The following is an 18,123-nucleotide window of genomic DNA, read 5'->3' as shown; positions in this document are numbered from 1 at the left end:
GCTTGCGGAGCCTCAATGAGGGTAAGGGCTCGAGCCGAAGATGTACGGGGCATTTTCGAGGCGGATGATTGCGCTTCAAGGCGCTTCGCGAGAGAGGCCGGGATCCGGTGCTTGGAGGTGTGAGCTTTTGGCGGCAATCGTTTCAAATTTCGAATGTCGGCGTCCTGGGGTAGCCGACATAGCCGTCCTGGATCAGCCAGGCAATATTGTGGGGGTTGATTTCCAGGCCCCCGGCCAGCAAACCAAAGGCGGCCAACAGCGCGCGCTGCTTGGTGCCGCCCGAGTTCTTGCCGATGCGCACGATTTCCTGAGCAATGGCGACCGGCTTCGGAGGCAGGCCTTCGCTGTCGACCCAGCGTTCGACTTCCCGGATCGCCGACAATATGCTTTGGTTTGTTTCGTAGCTCATGGTAGTTCCGTTTACTGACCACATGTCAGAGCGCAAGCCTCGGACGTCAGGCCGAGGTCAAGCGAGACGATGTCGATACGGCGCCGAAGGCGCCCCCGCATCGTGGCGGAGAAGCTCCGGCCCTTGGGCCGGAGATCTTCACCAAGAAATGCATGGTTCCCTTAAATGTAACTGCTCATGAAAATCAAAAAGCGCTAATAAAGCGTTTTTTTTGCCTTTTATTCAGGCTTATAAAAACACAAACCCGCGTAAATGCGGGCACGGGGTGGGATTGCAGACTGCGGGAATGCGTTGCTGAAGATTGAAACGCCGGCGCCTGCCTCACGATGAGGCGCTTTCGCCGCCATACACCAGCGAGTCGTGCAGGCTACGCATTTCGGTGTCGATGAATTCGGGCAAATGGGGCGGCGGCGCGGGCTGGCTTCCTGCTCGAATGGCATTGGATAGGGCCAGCAGGGCGCGGCCGATTTCTCGGTCACCATTGGAGCCGAACAGGGCATGCGCTACGTTGGTGCTGTCTGGGCCGGCATTCTCCAACTGCCAGCAGATGGAAAGCACGCGGTAGGCCAGGCGCTGCGTGGCTGAAACCGTGGGCCACGACCGTTCGGCGGCGTCGCGATGCCACGGTGTGGCGCCGACGCTGGCGTCATAGGCCTGGAGCAGCAAAAACGTACGGTGCTGGAGGTCGCGCCGCGCCCGTTGGGCGGCACTGGTGGTGGCATCGCCCTTGGCCGCACGGGCCAGAACCCGCTTCAGCGCCACCAGCGTGCCGACCAGCTCGCGCGGAATGCGAATCTCCACCGACCGCGGCGACGTCAAGGCCAGTATCGCGAGCCCGGTCAGACAGCCGATGAACGTGTCTTCGCCGCGCACCCACAGCACATGCCCGATATCCGCCACCGGCTGCCCGCCCGAGGCGATCGTCAGCGCCGCGGCGGTAATGAATACCACGGCCAGCGCGTAGTTGCGGATTACGAGCATTTCGATGATGAACTGAATCAGCATCAGCGTTGCGACGAGCCATAGGCCTTCGGGGTAGAGGGCCAGAATGACGCCGGCCAGGATCAGGCCGATGAGGGTGCCGATCATGCGTTCAATGCCGCGTTGCAGGCTGCGCATCCAGTCGAGCCCCTGATACAGGATCAGCACCGCGGCCGCCATGATCCAATAAGCGCGTTCCAGGCCCAGCAGGGCGCCTATTGTTCCGGCTATGGCTGTCGCCGCGCCGACGCGGGCGGCGGCCAGCAGCGCCGGCGACCATGGCCGAAGATTTTCGCGCAGCGATTCCAGCGGCCCGTGATGGCCTAGCGGAATGTGCTTGGGGTCGGTGCGTTCGTCCCGCCCTCTGGTTTCTTTCGCTTGAACGGCTATTCGCCGCGCGCGATCGGCGCCCGCGGCAAGCGGGTGGCTGTCCGGGGCCGGTGCATTCATGACCCCGACGAAAAGCAGATGCAATTCTCGATTGAGCGCGCGCAGATGGCTTAGGGAGCCGTTGGGCCGGGGCCGGGCGGGCTGGTAGGCCACAAGCACTGTCCAGGCATGGTGCAGGGCCAGCGCCGCGGCATGGCGGGCGCCGTCTTCAGCGGACGTGCCAACCGCTTCCATGAAACGGGCAACCGCTTGCGCCGCCGCCGCGACAGCCGCTCTTTCCGGCCCTCGGGGCTGGAATAGGGCGCCCGCCATATGGGCCAGCCATGCGAATGCCCCGCCCAGGAAGATCAGAAGTCCGATCTGCGGGATGGTCAAATGACCAGCCGGCATGGCTGTGCCGGCCGCACAAGCAAGCGCGAACATATAGGCCCCCGGTGGTCCGGTCCGCAACGCGTTGCACAAAAAGGTCGAGGCCATGGCGATCAGGACGATGGTGGGAACCACCATCAACGGTATCTCGGCGGCCCAGACGCCAAGCATGACCGCCAGGCTGAAGCAAAGTGCGATCACCGCCAGGTGGATCGCCCGGTTCAGGTACGGGCGGTCGTTGCCGTAGAGCGTCGTGAAAGCCCCGATGGTGGCCATGAGCCCCGCTGCCATGTCGCCGGCAAGCCAGCCGGCCAGGACCGGCACGCCCATGCAAAGCGCCGCCCGCGCCGCAAACGGCCAACGCCGCCCCGCCGGCCGCAATTTGAACAGTGTGCTTAGCCGGAAAGCGGGCGGCGGCGGAGGTGATGAGGTCGTGGAAGGCGTTGTTTTCATTGGCTACGAGCATACCTGTTTGCAGGCCTGGGGCCAAGGTCAAGGCAGGTGTTGGATGAAAGGTTTTTTCGCGCTGCGCCAAGAGCCTAGAAAGCGCAAAACAGCCCGGCGGATTACAGTGCCAAGCCACTGCTGGCCTGATTTGCGCAAACCAAAAAATCCATGCTATAGTTTCGCTTCTTTAATTCCCCGATAGCTCAGTCGGTAGAGCGACGGACTGTTAATCCGCAGGTCACTGGTTCGAACCCAGTTCGGGGAGCCACAGAATTACAAGCGCACTTGCTTGAAAAATAACGCCTCTTTCCAGAGGCGTTATTTTTTTATCCGTTCAAACCCTGGATTTCAGATGGTTTGATAGCGCAAATGATAGCGTTGCCCGCTGCCGGCACAAAGCAACCGCCCTCAAAAACAGCAACGCCAAACAAGTAGCTGAGCATAGTTCAGCGGCCTGTTCGGCGTTTCATCGATCACCGGGATGCAACCCGGCTTGAGGCTAAGAGCACATTACCTATTTAAGCCAAAACCAATGGCTTAGTATTGAGCGCCTTGCGAATGCAGTTTGCGAAGTTCTTCGTATTTTGCGATACGCTGTTGGTAGGCGGCGCCGTAGACGTCTTGCGATAGCGCGGCGTAGGTTTGCTCGTCGAAGCCCGCGGCCCTCCAGTCTGCCAGGTCGCTTTGTGCTTGCGAGCTGACGGTTGGCGCGGTGCCTTGGGCTTGGGCGGCCATGGGGCCGGCGGCTAAAAGACCAAGAGCCAGGGCGTATGCGGAGAGAGTTGCTTTCATGATGCTTTCCTTTTAACTGTGGGTAAGGTGGTTTAAAAGGGACAAGCCTGGCTTTTGGCCGGGCTGGTAAGGCGGGTGTTTCCTGCTAGGGGTACGGCGTCTTACTTCCCATGAGAGAAATTCTAATACTAGGGTTTTCCCTCAGATAGCCTGTAGAATACAAATTTAAGTTCCTATAAGTGGAATCAAGGCATGGCCGACAACATCAACGACTTTCATCTGTTCACCCAGATCGTGTCGGCGGGCTCGCTGACCAAGGCGGCCATGAATCTGGACAGCTCTCCGCCGGCGGTAAGCCGCCGGCTGGCGGCCATGGAGGCCAGACTGGGCGTGAAGCTGATCGAGCGCAATGCGCGGCATTTCCAGCTGACCGAAGCGGGCGGCTTGCTGTTCGAGCGCGCCCAGCGCATTCTTGCCGAAATCCAGGAGGCCGAGGAGGAAGCGGCCCGCCATACCGATCGTTTGACCGGGCGCTTGCGCATCGGGGCCATGCTGCAATTGGGGCGCAGGCGCCTGGCGCCGGATGTCGCCCATTTTTCAGAAATGCACCCCGATCTTCAGATCGAATTCGTGTTGTCCGACGCGCCCATGGACATCGTCGAGGACGATCTGGACATCCTTTTCAAGATCGACGTCCAGCCTTCGTCGTATGTCGTGGCCCGCAAGATGGCCACGAGCCGACTGGTGCTGTGCGCGACGCCCGACTATCTGAACCGGCGCGGCCGCCCGCAAAAACCCGACGATCTCCTGGAGCACGATTGCTTGTGCCTGAAGCGCGGCAGCCATGTGCACAAACGGTGGGGTGTGGTGGAAAACGGCGTTGCGCGCGATGTGCAGGTGACTCCCAGGCTGGTGTGCAACAGCGGCGAAGTGCTTTACAACTGGATATTGGGCGGCTACGGCATCGGCCAGAAATTCCAGTGGGATATCCAGGAGGATCTGGATTCGGGCAGGCTCGAAGAATGCCTGCCCGAATTCGAGGGCGAGGGAATCACCTTGTACGCCGTCTACCCGTACCGCCGCTACCAGCCTCCCAAAATAGGCGCTTTTCTCGATTATGTCACCGCGCTCGTGAAGAAGTCCCAAGGAAAAGGCTGTTGAGCCGTGACGCGTGTGTTCATGGCGTGCCGATGCTTTAATATGCATGGCGATGGCGTGCCGTTTGGCCGGCTGAGGTATTCGAATCAGCCGGGCGAAGCGGCAGCGCCGGCCCGCCGGCCGGGCAAGGCGGCGGCAAGGCTACAACGCGACAATGCAAAAGGACAAAGAATGGCTTACGACAGCAACAATATATTCGCCAAAATCCTGCGGGGCGAGGCGTCCTGCATCTCTGTCTACGAAGACGACCATACGCTGGCCTTCATGGACCTGATGCCTCAGGCCGACGGCCACGTTCTCATCATTCCCAAGGAAGCCGCCGAGAACTTGCTGGATCTTTCCGAAGCGGGCGCACAGGCTTGCATCCGCACCACGCGCCGCGTCGCCATCGCGGTCAAGAAGGCGTTGGGCGTGGAAGGCATACATGTGGCGCAACTGAACGGCGCGGCGGCGGGGCAAACGGTGCCGCATTGCCATTTCCACGTCATCCCCCATGCCACCGGCACGGTGCTGCGCATGCATGCGGCCATTCGCGCGCCCGAAGAAACCCTGAAGGCCATGGCCGAGCGCATCAAGGCCTGCCTGGCCTGATCATGGCTTCCCGCAGGGTTGGGGCTTGAACCGGCCGTTCGCGGCGTTGTCCCTCCTCGCAAGGCATTGAGCCTTGCTGCGGGGGACGCCTTGTGCCCGACCCGTTCCAGCCCCAACGGATCTCCTTAATAAGGGTTAACAGGCCCTAATGCACACCGGCGGCTTCTGCGCTGACGGCCTTGTTGCGCGCGGGGCGGGCAAACCACACCAGGCCGATCAGGAACAGGAACAGCACGGCGGATCCGTAGAAAATATCCACGGCCGACATGGTGAAGGCCTGCTGGTTGATCAGGTTGTTGACGATTCCGGCGGCCTGTTCAAGGCTGAAGCCCTTGTGCTGCAGGCCATGCATGGCGGCATCGAATGCCGGCTCGCCGGGACGAACCACCTCGGTCAACTGGGCGTGGTGCAGGGTGGCGCGATTTTCCCAGAGGGTGGTGGTAATGGACGTCCCGAAAGCGCCGAACAGCAGCCTGACGAAGTTCGACAACCCCGCCGCCGCCGGAATGCGGTGCGGATCCAGGCCCGACAGGCTGATGGTGGTCAGCGGAATGAACAGCATGGCCATGGCCGCGCCCTGGATGAAGGTGGGCCACATGATCACCCAGATGGAAACTTCGGTGTTGAAGTCGGCGCGCATGAAGCTGATCAGCGAGAACAGCAGGCAGGCGCCCGTCACGATGTAGCGTGGGTCGTGCTTTTGCAGCATCTTGCCGATAAGCGGCGACAGGATGATGGCCAGTATGCCCACCGGCGCCGAGGCGATGCCGGCATCGGTGGCGGTGTAGCCCAGGGTGCCCTGCATCCACAGCGGCAGCAGAACCACGGTGCCGAAGAACACGCCGTACACGATGGAAACGGTAATCACGCCGGCGTTGAAGTTGCGCACCGTGAACAGGGTCAGGTCGACGATGGGATGTTTTTCGGTGAGCTCCCAAATGATGAAGAAGACCAGGGCAATCACCACGACGATGGCCATGGTGACGATGGCGGAACTGGCGAACCAGTCCAGCTCCTTGCCTTTGTCCAGCATGAGCTGCAGCGCGCCCACCCACAGAACCAGCAGGCCCAGCCCGATGCGGTCGATGGGCAGCTTGACGCGCGGCGACTCCCGCTTCTTGTAGATTTGCCAGGTGGCCCAGCCCGATATCAGTCCAACCGGCACGTTGATGTAGAAAATCCACGACCAGGTCATGTTGTCGGAAATCCAGCCGCCCAGCAATGGTCCGACGACGGGGCCCACCAGCACCGTCATGGACCATAGGGCAAGGGCCATGCCGGCTTTCTCCTTGGGGTAGCTGGCCAGCATCAGGGACTGCGACAGCGGAATCAGCGGGCCGGCCACGGCGCCCTGGATGATGCGGAAGAACACCAGCGATTCCAGCGACCACGAAAAGCCGCACAGCCATGACGACAGGGAGAACAGCAGGATCGACAAGGTGAACAGGCGGACCTGGCCGAACCGCTGGGTCAGCCAGCCGGTCAGCGGCACGGTGATGGCGTTGGCCACCGCGAACGAGGTAATGACCCAGGTGCCCTGGGTGGAGCTGACGCCCAGGTCGCCCGCGATGGTGGGGATCGACACGTTGGCGATCGACGAGTCCAGCACGGTCATGAACACGGCCGTCGAAAGCGCGATGGTGCCGAATGCACGCGCATTGCCTTCGAGCGGCGCGTAGACGCCGGGGCGCTGCTGATTTTTTTCAGGCGCCGGCGAGGGGGTTGCGTCGTGGGAACTCATGAGCCCAGATTGTCCTGGATGATTTTGTTGATCAGCGCATCGGCGCCTTTTGCGCTTTCTGCATAGACATCGGTTTCAAGCGTGGTGGGAGGCTCGGCTTTTTCGGCTTTGTCGCCGCCGCTGTTCAGGTCGACCTCCACCTGCATCGACAGGCCGATGCGCAGCGGATGGGCATCCACGTCTTTGGGATCCAGCGCAATGCGCACCGGCACGCGCTGCACCACCTTGATCCAGTTGCCCGTGGCGTTCTGCGCGGGAAGCAGGGCGAACGCGCTGCCGGTGCCGGCGGTAATGCCTTCGACCGTGCCGTGGTATTCAACGCTGCCGCCGTACAGGTCGGCCGTCATGGTGACGCTCTGGCCGGGTTTCATCTTGCGCAGCTGGACTTCCTTGAAGTTGGCCTCGACCCACAGTTGATGCATGGGCACGATGGTCATCAGCGGCGTGCCGGGGGCAACGTGCTGGCCCACTTGCGCCGAACGTTCCGCGATCATGCCCGATACCGGCGCCAGCAATTGCGTGCGGGCCTTGGCCAGCCACGCCTGGCGCACCTGGGCGGCGGCCCGCAGCACGTCCGGGTGCTTGGCCACGGTGGTGTTGGCGGTCAGCGATTGATTCGTAAGCAGGTTGGCCTTGGCCGATGCCAGGGTGGCCTGCGCCTGGGCCACGCCGGCCTGCGCGGCTTTCAGCGCGGCTTGCGCGTGCAGGATTTCTTCTCCGCTGACGCCGCCGGATTGAGCCAGGGTCTTGCGCCGCTTCAGATCGCTTTCGGCGCGCGACAGGTCGGCGCGGGCTTTGTCCAGATTGGCCTGGCGCATGGCGATGTCGGCTTCCAGCGCGTCGTTCTGCACGAACAGCGTGCGGGTCTTGCGCACGGTCTGGGCCAGCTCGGCTTCGGCCTGCGCCAGCGCCACGTCGGTGTCCACCGAGTCGAGCTTGACCAGGGGCGCGCCCTTGGCGACGATCTGCGTGTCGTCGGCGTCGATGCCGATGATGGTGCCCGCGATTTGCGGGGTCACTTGCACGATATTGCCATGGACGTAGGCGTCGTCGGTGCTTTCGTAGTGCGCGGCGAAGATGAACCACCAGATTGCGTAGGCGATGCCGAGGACGATGAAGGCCAGGGCCGCCGTGGTGAGCAGGCGTTTGCGTTGTGAGGACTTTGGTTGAGCTGATGACATAGGAATTTCGCGTTGAGTATTCGAGGAAGGTCGTTGACTTATTCGGCGTTGGCGGGGGCTGCCGCGGGCATGGCGGCTGGCGCCGCTGCCGGCACGGCGGCGGGCTCGGCCTGGGAGCCATAACCGCCGCCCAGCGCCACGGCCAACTGGGCATCCAGCTTGTAGGCGCGGGTCTGCAGGCCGACGTCCAGCAGCACCTGCCGCTGCATTTCGCTTTGGGCCTGCAAGACCTGCACGAAATTGCCCAGGCCCGACTTGTAGCGCTTGACGGCGATGTCGTACGCCGAGTTGATGGCGACGTAGCTGGCGTGCTGGTCCACAATCTGCTGCTGCAGGGCGCGTATCGAGGTCACGGCATCGGCCACCTCGCGCACCGCGTCCAGCAGTGTCTGGTTGTAGTTGGCGATGGCCAGGTCGCGTTCGGCTTTCTTGCCCTTGAGTTGGGCGTTCAGCGCGCCGCCGTGGAAGACGGGCAGGGTAACCGCCGGCCCCGCGCCGTAGACCAGGCTTTCGTCCTTAAGTAGATTGCCCAGGCCCAGCGACAGGAAACCGGCGAAGGCCGACAGGTTCACATTGGGGTAGAACTCGGCCTTGGCTGCCGAGACCTCGCTGGATGCGGCTTCGACCTGGCGACGCGCCGCCACGATGTCGGGCCGTCGGCCAAGCAGGTTCAGCGGCAGGGTGGCGGGCACGGCGTGCGGCGCCTGAGCCAGGGGGACGGCGGCGATACTGTTGCCGGCATCGGGGCCCTGGCCCATCAGGGCCGCCAACTGGTGCCGCAGCAACTGGGCATTGACGCCGGCCTGGTTCAGTTGCACCTTCACGGCGGACAGCGCCGAGTCCGCCTGATTCACTTCGATCTCGGTATCCAGGCCGGCCTTGACGCGATCACGGGTAATGGACAGGACATTGGCTTGCTGCCTGGCGATGTCGCCCAGAACCTTTTGCTCCGCCAAGGCGTTTTGCAGGTTGAAGTAGCTTTGCACGACGTTGCCGGCCAGCATATTGCGCGCCACGGCCAGGTCGGCCTGGTTGGCTTCCGCCCGGGAAACGGCGGCGGCGTATTTGCTGCGGTTCTTGCCCCACAGGTCGAGGTCGATGCCGGCATTCAGGTTCAGGGAGCTGTCGGTGTACATGGAACCGGCATAAGGCGGCGGGTAGATGTAGTTTTCCGAGAACCGCTGGCGCGACTGCTTGTAGGCAATGTCCAGTTGCGGCAATTGCACGGCGCGGGCGCCGCGCACGGCGGCATTGGCCAGGTCGAGGCGCGCCTGGGCGGCGGCCAGCGAGGGATTGTTGGCCAGAGCCTGCTCCATGATGCGGTCGAGCTGGGGAGAGCCGTAGCGCGTCCACCACTGGGTCTGCGGCCAGGTTACAGAGCCTGCGGCAAGGCCGAGCTGGCTTGCCGGGATTTGATTCAACGAGGCGTTGCCCGGGTCGATGGCGGCGCAACCCGCCAGGGATAGGGCAAGCGCAAGAGGCAAAAGAGATTTCATTGCTGACAATAAGCTGAATATGATTGATTAAGTAGTATCTGACTAGGCAATTATTTAGCGGCAACCGGCGGATGGCGCGATGGGGCGTAAAAAACGGAGCCCGGCGCGCATTCATGAATGCTTGGCAATGAGAAGCTAATGTTCCTTCGGTTTACAGCAATCGGGGTTGTGGCCGCCGTTGATGATGACACGCCGCAACAGCCCGATGAGCTGAGTGGTTTCGGCTTTTGAAAACCCCTCCAGGTGCGAGTTCAAGGTGGCGGCGACGGCCGGCAGGATTTTCGCGACGACGTCGTGCCCAAGCGGCGTAAGTTCCAGCAGAACCACGCGCCGGTCTTCCTGGCAGCGTTGGCGGGTAAGAAAGCCTTTGGCTTCCAGGCGGTCGAGCGTGCGGGTCATGGCTCCGGTGTCCACGGTGACGACGCGCGCCAGCTCGGCCGGGGTGTTGATTTCGGTATAGCGCAGGATAACCAGCGGCCGCCATTGTATGGCGGTCAGCCCAAGCGGCGCCACGGCCTGGTCGGCCATGCGCACGACGGACCCTGCGGCAAGCTTCAGCAGGTGTCCGACGTTGTTTTCCGCGCTGAGGGAATCGGGGTTGGGCTGGTAATATTCCATGTCCTGTATTTTATGCGTATTTATTTGTCTATGCAATTACAGTCCCGACAGTATCTCCTGACAAATTGTTGACTTTTCTGACTGCGTTTCCCATGTCCTTGTTGTCCCGTTCCGTTGCCGCGTCGCGTCCCAAAGAGTTCTGGGCCGGGTTTTTGCTGGCGGGGCTGGGCGCCGTGCTGTTTTCCGCCAAGGCCGTCGTGGTCAAGCTTACCTACCGCTACGGCGTGGACGCGGTGACCATCATTGGCTTTCGCATGCTGCTGTCCTTGCCGTTCTTTCTGGCAATCGGCGTGTTCCAGGCGCGCAAGGCAGCGCGCGGGCTGATCCCGCGCCTCACGGTAAAAGAGCGCTGCCAGCTCGTCCTGCTTGGGTTCATCGGGTACTACCTGTCCAGTTTCCTGGACTTCCTGGGCTTGCAGACGATTACGGCGGGCCTGGAGCGCCTTATTCTGTTTTTATCGCCCACGTTCGTGCTGCTGATTTCCGCGCTGTATTTCAAGCGCGCGATCGCCGGCAAGCAATGGCTGGCGCTTGGCCTGTCGTATGCCGGCGTCGTGTTGGTCTTTTTGCAGGATCTGTCGTTCAGCGGCGAGGGCGTGCTGCGCGGGGCGGGCTTTGTACTGGCCTCGGCGTTTACGTACGCGTTCTATCTGATCGGCTCGGGCGAGCTCATCAAGCGTGTCGGGGCGACCCGGCTGGTGGCGTACGCCATGACGGTGTCGGCGGTTTTTACCTTGATCCAGTTTTTCTGGGTGCATGCCTGGCGCGGCCTGTACCAGGCGTGGCCGGTATACGGGCTTTCTTTCATCCACGCCACCGTCAATACCGTGGCGCCCACCTTCATGATCATGTGGGCGGTGGCGCGCATCGGCGCTCCCATGACGGCGCAACTGGGTCTGATCGGCCCGGTGTCGGTGCTGTTTCTGGCGGCGTGGCTGCTGGATGAGCCCATTACCGCTGTACAACTGCTGGGCACGGTATTCGTGCTGGCGGGGGCTGTGGTGCTGGGTCGGCGCTAGGGCCTGAGGCCCTAAGGCGCGGCTTCCTCCATTGACCGAATCGCGCGCTCGTTCTGCGCCGGCCTTGCGTGGCGCGCGGGCTGGATGATCCGCTACCCTTTTTCCTTGTTGTGCACGTCGTGCGTGACGAAGCCCGATTCGTTGTCGGGCATGGCCAGGTAGTGCGGGGTTTTAAGCGTTCTTTGAATGTCTTCCAGCCCGCTGTGCCAGTGGTCCTGCATGCTGGCCTGGCTGAATTCGAAGTCCTTGTAATGGCTTTCGTAGGGCTTGTTCTGGTAAATGAGGTGGATGACGTTGTAGCGCTTGCTGCATGCCAGTTCGCGGGCGGTCTTGCAATACGGCGCCTTGTTGCGCACGTCTTCGGGAATGTCGTCCAGCATGCGCTGCAGCAGGCGCCTGAAGTTCTGCGCCCGGCGCAGTTGGTCGGTTACCAGCCGTGTGCGGCTTGAATAGCGGATTTCCTTTTCGCGGTCGGCGACTTCTTCGAGGTTGGTGGGCGCAAGGCCCTTGGCGCTCCATAAGTCGACCTGGAAGGCCAGGGTGTCTTCCAGAGGCCGCGATTCCAGCACATAGGCCAGCGGCGTGTTCGACACCAGGCCGCCGTCCCAATAGTGCTCGCCGTCGATTTCAATGGCGGGGAAGGCCGGGGGCAGCGCGCCCGAGGCCATGAAGTGTTCGGCCCGCAATTCGATCTCGCGGTTGTCGAAGTACGTAAGGTTGCCGGTGCGGATATTGACGGCGCCGACGGAAACGCGCAACTCGCCGGAGTTGATGCGGTCGAAGTCGCACAGCCGTTCCAGGGTTTCCTTCAACGGATGCGTGGTGTAGTAGCTGGCTGTATTCGGAGAGCCCGAGTGGCTCCACATGGGGGGCGGAAAACGCGGATGAAAAAATCCTGCCTGCCCGCCCACCATGGTGTTTCCCGCGCTGAATGAGTTCATGGCGCCGCGCACGAAATCGGTGACGCCGAAGATGTCGTTGTCGAACATCGGTGGCACGCCCATGCCGATATTCGGCTGGCAGATGGTGTCCCAGAACTCGCGCAGCCGCTCGACGCGCTTTTCGGGAGGGTTGCCGGCAAGAATGGCGGTGTTCAGGGCGCCGATGGAAATGCCGGCCAGCCAAGTGGGGACGATGCCGGCTTCGTGCAGGCCCTGGAATACGCCCGCCTGATAAGCGCCCAGGGCGCCGCCGCCCTGCAGCACCAGGGCGATGGTTTCGTAGTCGGGAAGGGTGGGCTTGCCTTTCATGCGAACCACGACAGCCAGTTGTGGTTGATGGCGATGCCCACGATGTAGAAGAACACCAGCACGGCGGCCACGGCGGCCACGGCCCGCGCGCCGGGTGTCTTGCCGCGCTTGATGGCGATGGTGCCGATGACGATGTACAGAACGACGCCGATCAGCTTGGCCAGTATCCACGGCTGCTCGGGGCCGATCATGACGGCAAGGATGATGCCGCATACCAGCAGCACGGTGTCGATGACATGCGGCGCGATGCGCACGAACCTGGCCTGCAGCTTGGGCGACCCCGCCACGGACCAATAGGCGCGCAGCACGAAGAAGAGAATGCTCAATACGGCCGCGGTGATGTGCAGGTGTTTGATGGCGAGGTAGTTCATGGTTTCCGAAGTGGGCGATGAATGGATGAATGAAATGGATGAGCGGGCAAGGCCGGGCGAGGCCGTTGTCGCGCAGGCGCCGTGCCGCCGCAGCCGGACAATGGCCCGCAACGATAAGAGTAACTGATAAGCGGCGGCACGTTGAAACGGCGGGGCGCGCCGGCTTGTGCGGTAGGCGGATGGCGCCGCGTGCTCATGGCCTGGACAATTCCCACGCGCCTTCCAGCTTCAGGGTAAGCAGGCAGGGGTGGTGCGCCAGCAGCGTGCTGCGGTGCCCCACGCTGACCAGCCGGGTGCGGGGCAGGTGTTCGCGCACCAGTCTGTACATGGCGTCTTCCAGGCCTTCGTCCATGGCCGAGGTGGCTTCGTCCAGGAAGGCGGCCGCGGGGGCGGCCAGCAGCAGGCGCCCGAAGGCCAGCCTTTGCTGTTCGCCCAGCGAGAGTATGCGGCCCCAGTCGGCCACCTCGTCCAGGCGATCCGCCAGATGCCTCAGTTGCACTTGCCGCAGGACGTCGCGCGCGCGCTGGTCGTCGGGGGCGTTCTCGGAACCCGGCGCGAAGTCGGCGATGTGCAGCATGCTGTCAAGGTTGGTGGGGGCGCCAAGGCCGGCCTGCGGCGTGGCTTTGGTTGCCAGCCGCACGTAGTCGGTGTCGTCCGGCAATGGCTGCGGGTAGTACAGCGCATCACGCAGGCTGCCGAGCGGGATGTACGGTTTTTGCGAAAGGAATAGCGCGCCGGAACCCGGCCTTATGATTTGCCCTTCGCAGTACGGCCATAGGCCGGCGATGGCGCGCAGCAAGGTGGTTTTCCCGGCGCCCGAAGGGCCCCGCACCAGCACGGGCTCGGTTTCGCCGACTTCCAGGTTCAGGCCGGCGATAAGCGTTTGGCCGCCGGGGGTGCGCACCGTCAGGTTTTCCAGGGCCAGGCGCTGGCCCTGCTCGCTGACCTTGGGTTCGGGCAGGTGTTTGGCGTGCTCGAGGGCCTTGGTAAAGCCGGTAAGCCGGTCCAGCGTGGCGCGGTACGAAGCGAATTGGTCGTAGGCATTGCGAAAGAACGACAGATTGTCCTGCAGGCGGCCGAAGGCCTGCGCGGTCTGCATCAGGTCTCCCAGGCTTATCTGCTTGGAAAAAAAGCGCTGCGCCTGGATGATGAAGGGAAAGACCACGGCGGCCTGGGTCACGACGAAGTTGAAGCCCAGGAATTTCAACGACCGGTACACAATGGCCCAGGCGTTGCCGATGACCTGGCCGAACCTGCCGCGCAGCAAGGCCCCTTCGACTTTTTCACCGGCATAGAACGCAATGCTTTCGGCATATTCGCGCACGCGCACCAGGGCATAACGGTAGTTGGCGTTGAACCGTTCGTTAAGAAAGTTCAGCGCAATCAGCGGCCGCCCGATTCCAATCGCGAAGACCGTGGCCACGACCACGTATACGAACACCAGGAACACCATGGCGCGCGGAACGTCCACGCCGAAAACGGCCAGCGGCCCCGAAAGCCCCCATAGTATGACGGTAAAGGCAATGGTCGAAACCAGGGCATTGACGACGCCCATGGACAGGGCAAGCGACGACTGGACGAAGGTGGCCACGTCCTGCTGGATCCGCTGGTCGGGGTTGTCGATGGGCTGTTCCAGAAACTGGCTGCGGTAGTAGGCGCGGTTGTCCAGCCAGCTTGCCAGCATTTGCTCGTTCAGCCACACCCGCCAGTGGATGGTGAAGGCCTGCTGCACATAGAAGTCGAACAAAGAGCGGACGACGTGGATGGTTGCCAGAATGGCGAACAGCCACATGGCGGCCCAGAAGGCGGCGACGTCCAGTTTTTGCAGGGCGGTGTACATGCTGTTGTACCAATTGGAAAACAGCACATCCAGGCGCACCGCGCACAGGGTCAGGAACAGGATGAACGCCAGGGCCAGAATGGGCCGCCAGCTGCGCCGGGGCGAGAAGTAGCCGCCGGTGATTTTCCAGAAGTGGCCGCCCCACACCGTAAACCGCGCCAGCCCCCAGGCGGCAAGGCCAAACAGAACTCCGGTAATGACATAGGCCTTGAGTATCCATATGCCGCTGCTGGCCAATTCGTGATTCCAGTTCATGGGTATTCCGAAAGATTAAAGGCGGGCGTGCAAGGCGGTCGCGCTGCCGTGCTCCTGATAAGGGACGTATTTTGGGTGAAATGGTTCAACGCGTAAAGTTGACGCCCGGCTGCATTGGATCGAATGGGCGGGGGCGGCGCCGGTGTTGCCGGGCTTGCCGCGTCTGTTCCGGGCCGTTGGCGCCTGGGCAACTTGTGCGGGGCGGCCGGCTACAGCGATAATGGGCCGTATTCAAGCCAGACTATGTTTTTTCAGCCAGACCCCTTTTTCTTATTCACTTCAAGGAACCTTGATGCCATTCGTCACCATTACGGCCACTCCGGGACTTTCGGCCGATCAAAAAAAGCAGTTGCTGCTGCGCTCGAGCGAGACCGTCGTGCAAGCGTTGAGCGCTCCTCAGCACAGTGTGCGCGTCGTTTTGCATGAACTGCCCGAAGGGCATTATTTGAATGGCGGCGAATTCGGCTCGCCTACCATTATGTACGAAGTCGACATGATCGCCGGGCGCACCGAAGAGCAAAAAGCCGCGCTGATCGCCGCGCTGGGGCCTGCCGCGCATGAAGTGACCGGCGTGCCGGTGGCCGAAGTCCGCGCCCGCATCACCGATTTTCCCAATACCAATATGGGCATGGCCAACGGTATTACCGCCAAGCAGGCAGGGCGCTAGGCCGGCCTGTCAGGCAAGCGCCTCGGGGCAACGGGAGCCCGCGGCGCAGTCGGCCAAAGCCCGGCCAGCCGCAGCCAGAACCATAATCATAGCTGCGGCGGCTGGCATGGTTGTCAGCATTATTCTGAAAAGCCGTGGGTGCGTCTTTCATGATGCGGGCCGCGACATAGGCGGTGTGGCGGCCGCGGCTCATCCTCCAAGAGCGGCTTCGATTGCCGCGTCCGGCTTCTTGAGCCTTGAAACTTTCTTGATCCTTGAAATATAAAAGTATTTTTATTGTTCTTCAGTGTCCTCAAGATTCAATCAGGGATAACCATTAGCAATATAAAGATACATCTACGTCAAAACGTATCAACATTGTGATCAAATGCAAAGAAATTCGTAAATATATGTATGAATTTTCATTGTTCGACCGCGATTTGCCGCGACTGGCGTGGCCCTGCGGGGACGAAACGATTTTGCAGAAAAACAGCACATGTGTAAAAGGGGACAGTATGAAGACAGTAGGCAAGCGGTTGGCGGTGTTGCGGGCTACCGCGTTGACGGTGGCGTTGATGGGGGTTTATGGAACGGCTGCGGCGGAAACATATGCGTGGACTGAAGTGGTCAGCGATGGGAGCACGAAAACGTTTAATGGCGATACGTTTGAGCCAATAACTCATGGGAAAAATCAGCGTGGTGTCCTTTCCACGGGTGGTTCGACGGTTACGCTGAACAATGCCACCGTTACAACGAATTCCGGTTCGTCTTGGGGGGCTCATGGCGTAGAAGCTTTTGGAGACGGCAGCACCTTGAATGTTGTCGGCGGCACCATTACAACCAACGGGACGTACAGCAACGGCATTCAAGCGGAAGATGGCGGCGCTGTTACCGGAAGCGGCGTGGGAATATCTGTCGATGGTGGAACCAGCTATACCTTTGGCGTGGAGGCCGGCGGCGGCACGACCGTGGGCAGTACAGTCAATCTCAGCAACAGCACAATTGATGTGAATGGCGATGTTGCCGCTGGCGCGCGCGCCTACACGGGCTTCGATCCCGACACCTCCCTTGAAAAAAGCAAACAGGGCAAGGTTATTCTGGACGGCACAGCCATCAACGTGAATGGAACATCGTCCATTGGCCTGATGGCCGGCGATACCGATGGCAGTAATCCCGGAACAGCGGGCGAAATCACATACACAAACGGCACGATTACCGCCACTGGTTCAGGCTCAATGGCAGCCAGGGTGCTGTATGGCAGCGCCCTAAACCTGGAAAAGGCCACGCTCAAGTCCTCTGGGGGTAATGGGATTACCGCGGATGGCGCCGGCTCCAAGGTTGTCGCTACCAACAGCGTCATCAGTACCTCTGCCAGCGGCAGTAAAACCGGTGGTGTTACCAGCCCGATTTATGCGCTTGATGCCACTGGCGGAGCCACCGCTGAGATAACTGACGGTTCGATCTCGGCGACTGGAGAGCAATACTCGCGAGGCATCTTGGTGGGGGTCGGCTCATCGGTCACCACGACAAACACCGCCATTTCCACGACGGGCAGCAATTCGCATGCTGTGCATGCCTATGCGTCGAGTTCGGGAGCATCGCCAGCGCCTAGCATTACCATCAATGGTGGATCCATTACAACCACCGGTGATAATTCGTGGGGCTTGTATTCGCAGAATAGCGGCAACATCACCAGCACGGCCGACATCACGACCGGCGGGTTGGCGGGCTTTGGCGCGTTCGCCGAAGAAGGTGCGGGTATTACCCTGAACGGCGGTTCCATCACCACCACCGGCGGGGCGCTGAGCGGCACCATAGGCAGTTTCGGTGTGTTGTCCAAGAACGGCAGTACTGTAAACGTGAACAACGTCGCCATCACGACCAGCGGGGCGCTGGCCGATGGCTTGCGTTCGGACAGAGACGCGGCCGAAGCGGGGGGCATTATTGTCGCCACCGACACCACGGTCAAGACCAGTGGCGCCAATGCCAACGGCGTCAGCGTGTATGGCGAAGATAGCTCGGTCAGCTCGGTCAGCATGGCTGGTGGCAGTGTCACCACCACCGACGCGAGCTCGTCGTCGGCATATTTACAGAATAGAGCTACGGCCAGCTTCACCGGCACGACGCTGAACTCGGCGGGGGCAACGTTCAGCTCGGAATTTACCCGGGCAGGTCAGTCTCAGAACATTACACTGGGCAGCGGCACGAATGTGGCCAGCAACAACGGCACGCTGCTGAACGTAGCGCGCAACGGAGAGGATGGCATCGTCAATCTCGTTCTGCAGGATGGTGCGTTCGCGCAGGGCAATGTGGTCGACCTTACCGGTACCAATGAGGTCACGGTCAAGGTCACCAAGGGCACCAATGCGCAGTGGGCGGGTCTGGTGGTGGACAGCACCACACAGCAGATCGACTCAAGCACCCCTCCGCCGCCGGACTACTCCACGCCCAGCGATGTCCTCATCACCAGCACCACCCCGGTCACCTTTACCGGCACGACCAACGTGGGCGGTGACTTCTCGGGTTCCACGGGCGGCAGCACCACCTTCAGCGGCTCGACCACCATCAGCGGCAACCTGGTCGGGGCGCAAGGCTCGACGACGAGCTTCTCGGGCCCGACCACGATCGG

At 61.7% G+C, this 18,123-nt stretch carries 15 protein-coding genes and 1 tRNA gene; 6 read left to right on the top strand and 10 right to left on the bottom strand.

Features of this window, described 5'->3' with window-relative positions; translation table 11 throughout:
- Window positions 1–142: 142 nt before the first annotated feature.
- Window positions 143–409 (bottom strand): hypothetical protein, encoded by a 267-nt coding sequence (locus VNT00_RS16830; protein ID WP_325589585.1) that lies wholly within the window; start codon window positions 407–409, stop codon window positions 143–145.
- Between the two features lie 321 nt (window positions 410–730).
- Entirely contained in the window at window positions 731–2,479 is a 1,749-nt protein-coding gene (locus tag VNT00_RS16825; RefSeq protein ID WP_325589583.1) for an FUSC family protein, read from the bottom strand.
- A 309-nt stretch (window positions 2,480–2,788) separates the two neighbouring features.
- On the opposite strand from VNT00_RS16825, the gene VNT00_RS16820 reads away from it, so the two are divergent.
- Window positions 2,789–2,864 (top strand) — tRNA-Asn (locus VNT00_RS16820).
- Between the two features lie 269 nt (window positions 2,865–3,133).
- On the opposite strand, the gene VNT00_RS16815 is transcribed toward VNT00_RS16820, so the two are convergent.
- Window positions 3,134–3,388: a hypothetical protein gene (locus tag VNT00_RS16815; protein ID WP_325589581.1), complete on the bottom strand. Its 255-nt coding sequence runs from the start codon at window positions 3,386–3,388 to the stop codon at window positions 3,134–3,136.
- Window positions 3,389–3,580: 192 nt separating this feature from the next.
- Here VNT00_RS16815 and VNT00_RS16810 point away from each other — a divergent pair, with 192 nt between their 5' ends.
- A complete protein-coding gene (locus VNT00_RS16810) occupies window positions 3,581–4,489 on the top strand; it encodes a LysR family transcriptional regulator (protein WP_325589579.1) in 909 nt (302 codons plus the stop codon).
- 168 nt (window positions 4,490–4,657) lie between these two features.
- A complete protein-coding gene (locus VNT00_RS16805) occupies window positions 4,658–5,077 on the top strand; it encodes an HIT family protein (protein WP_325589578.1) in 420 nt (139 codons plus the stop codon).
- Between the two features lie 145 nt (window positions 5,078–5,222).
- Here VNT00_RS16805 and VNT00_RS16800 read toward each other — a convergent pair whose 3' ends face one another.
- From VNT00_RS16800 to VNT00_RS16785, 4 genes are all read right to left on the bottom strand, one after another.
- Window positions 5,223–6,818 (bottom strand): DHA2 family efflux MFS transporter permease subunit, encoded by a 1,596-nt coding sequence (locus tag VNT00_RS16800; protein ID WP_325589577.1) that lies wholly within the window; start codon window positions 6,816–6,818, stop codon window positions 5,223–5,225.
- Window positions 6,815–7,999, bottom strand: coding sequence for an HlyD family secretion protein (locus VNT00_RS16795; protein WP_325589576.1), 1,185 nt, complete (start codon window positions 7,997–7,999; stop codon window positions 6,815–6,817). Before VNT00_RS16795 ends, VNT00_RS16800 begins: the two co-directional genes overlap by 4 nt.
- A 38-nt stretch (window positions 8,000–8,037) precedes the next feature.
- Window positions 8,038–9,495 carry an efflux transporter outer membrane subunit gene (locus VNT00_RS16790; RefSeq protein WP_325589575.1) on the bottom strand — a complete coding sequence of 486 codons (1,458 nt, stop codon included), beginning with the start codon at window positions 9,493–9,495 and terminating at the stop codon, window positions 8,038–8,040.
- Between the two features lie 135 nt (window positions 9,496–9,630).
- Window positions 9,631–10,113 carry a MarR family winged helix-turn-helix transcriptional regulator gene (locus tag VNT00_RS16785; protein ID WP_325589574.1) on the bottom strand — a complete coding sequence of 161 codons (483 nt, stop codon included), beginning with the start codon at window positions 10,111–10,113 and terminating at the stop codon, window positions 9,631–9,633.
- A 101-nt stretch (window positions 10,114–10,214) separates the two neighbouring features.
- On the opposite strand from VNT00_RS16785, the gene VNT00_RS16780 reads away from it, so the two are divergent.
- On the top strand, window positions 10,215–11,132 hold the full coding sequence (locus VNT00_RS16780) for a DMT family transporter (protein WP_414650950.1): 918 nt from the start codon (window positions 10,215–10,217) through the stop codon (window positions 11,130–11,132).
- Between the two features lie 92 nt (window positions 11,133–11,224).
- Here the strand turns inward: VNT00_RS16780 and VNT00_RS16775 are convergent, their stop codons facing one another.
- The 3 genes from VNT00_RS16775 to VNT00_RS16765 all read right to left on the bottom strand — a co-directional run bounded on the left by VNT00_RS16775 (window position 11,225) and on the right by VNT00_RS16765 (window position 14,848).
- A complete protein-coding gene (locus VNT00_RS16775; protein WP_325589570.1) occupies window positions 11,225–12,382 on the bottom strand; it encodes a patatin-like phospholipase family protein in 1,158 nt (385 codons plus the stop codon).
- The gene (locus VNT00_RS16770) at window positions 12,379–12,753 is read right to left on the bottom strand and encodes a SirB2 family protein (protein ID WP_325589568.1); all 375 of its coding nucleotides are present in this window, start codon (window positions 12,751–12,753) and stop codon (window positions 12,379–12,381) included. The genes VNT00_RS16775 and VNT00_RS16770 overlap by 4 nt, the downstream gene beginning before the upstream one ends.
- Before the next feature lie 193 nt (window positions 12,754–12,946).
- Window positions 12,947–14,848: an ABC transporter ATP-binding protein/permease gene (locus VNT00_RS16765; RefSeq protein ID WP_325589566.1), complete on the bottom strand. Its 1,902-nt coding sequence runs from the start codon at window positions 14,846–14,848 to the stop codon at window positions 12,947–12,949.
- A 292-nt stretch (window positions 14,849–15,140) separates the two neighbouring features.
- On the opposite strand from VNT00_RS16765, the gene VNT00_RS16760 reads away from it, so the two are divergent.
- The gene (locus VNT00_RS16760) at window positions 15,141–15,515 is read left to right on the top strand and encodes a tautomerase family protein (protein WP_325589564.1); all 375 of its coding nucleotides are present in this window, start codon (window positions 15,141–15,143) and stop codon (window positions 15,513–15,515) included.
- Between the two features lie 881 nt (window positions 15,516–16,396).
- Window positions 16,397–18,123 (top strand): beta strand repeat-containing protein (locus VNT00_RS16755; protein WP_325589562.1); only part of this gene is annotated, 1,727 nt, incomplete at its 3' end.

Origin of the sequence: Eoetvoesiella sp., assembly GCF_035555955.1 — a bacterium.
GTDB lineage: Bacteria > Pseudomonadota > Gammaproteobacteria > Burkholderiales > Burkholderiaceae_B > Eoetvoesia.
Note: the sequence above shows the minus strand (reverse complement) of the source record. Positions and strands in the feature narration are given on the sequence as shown.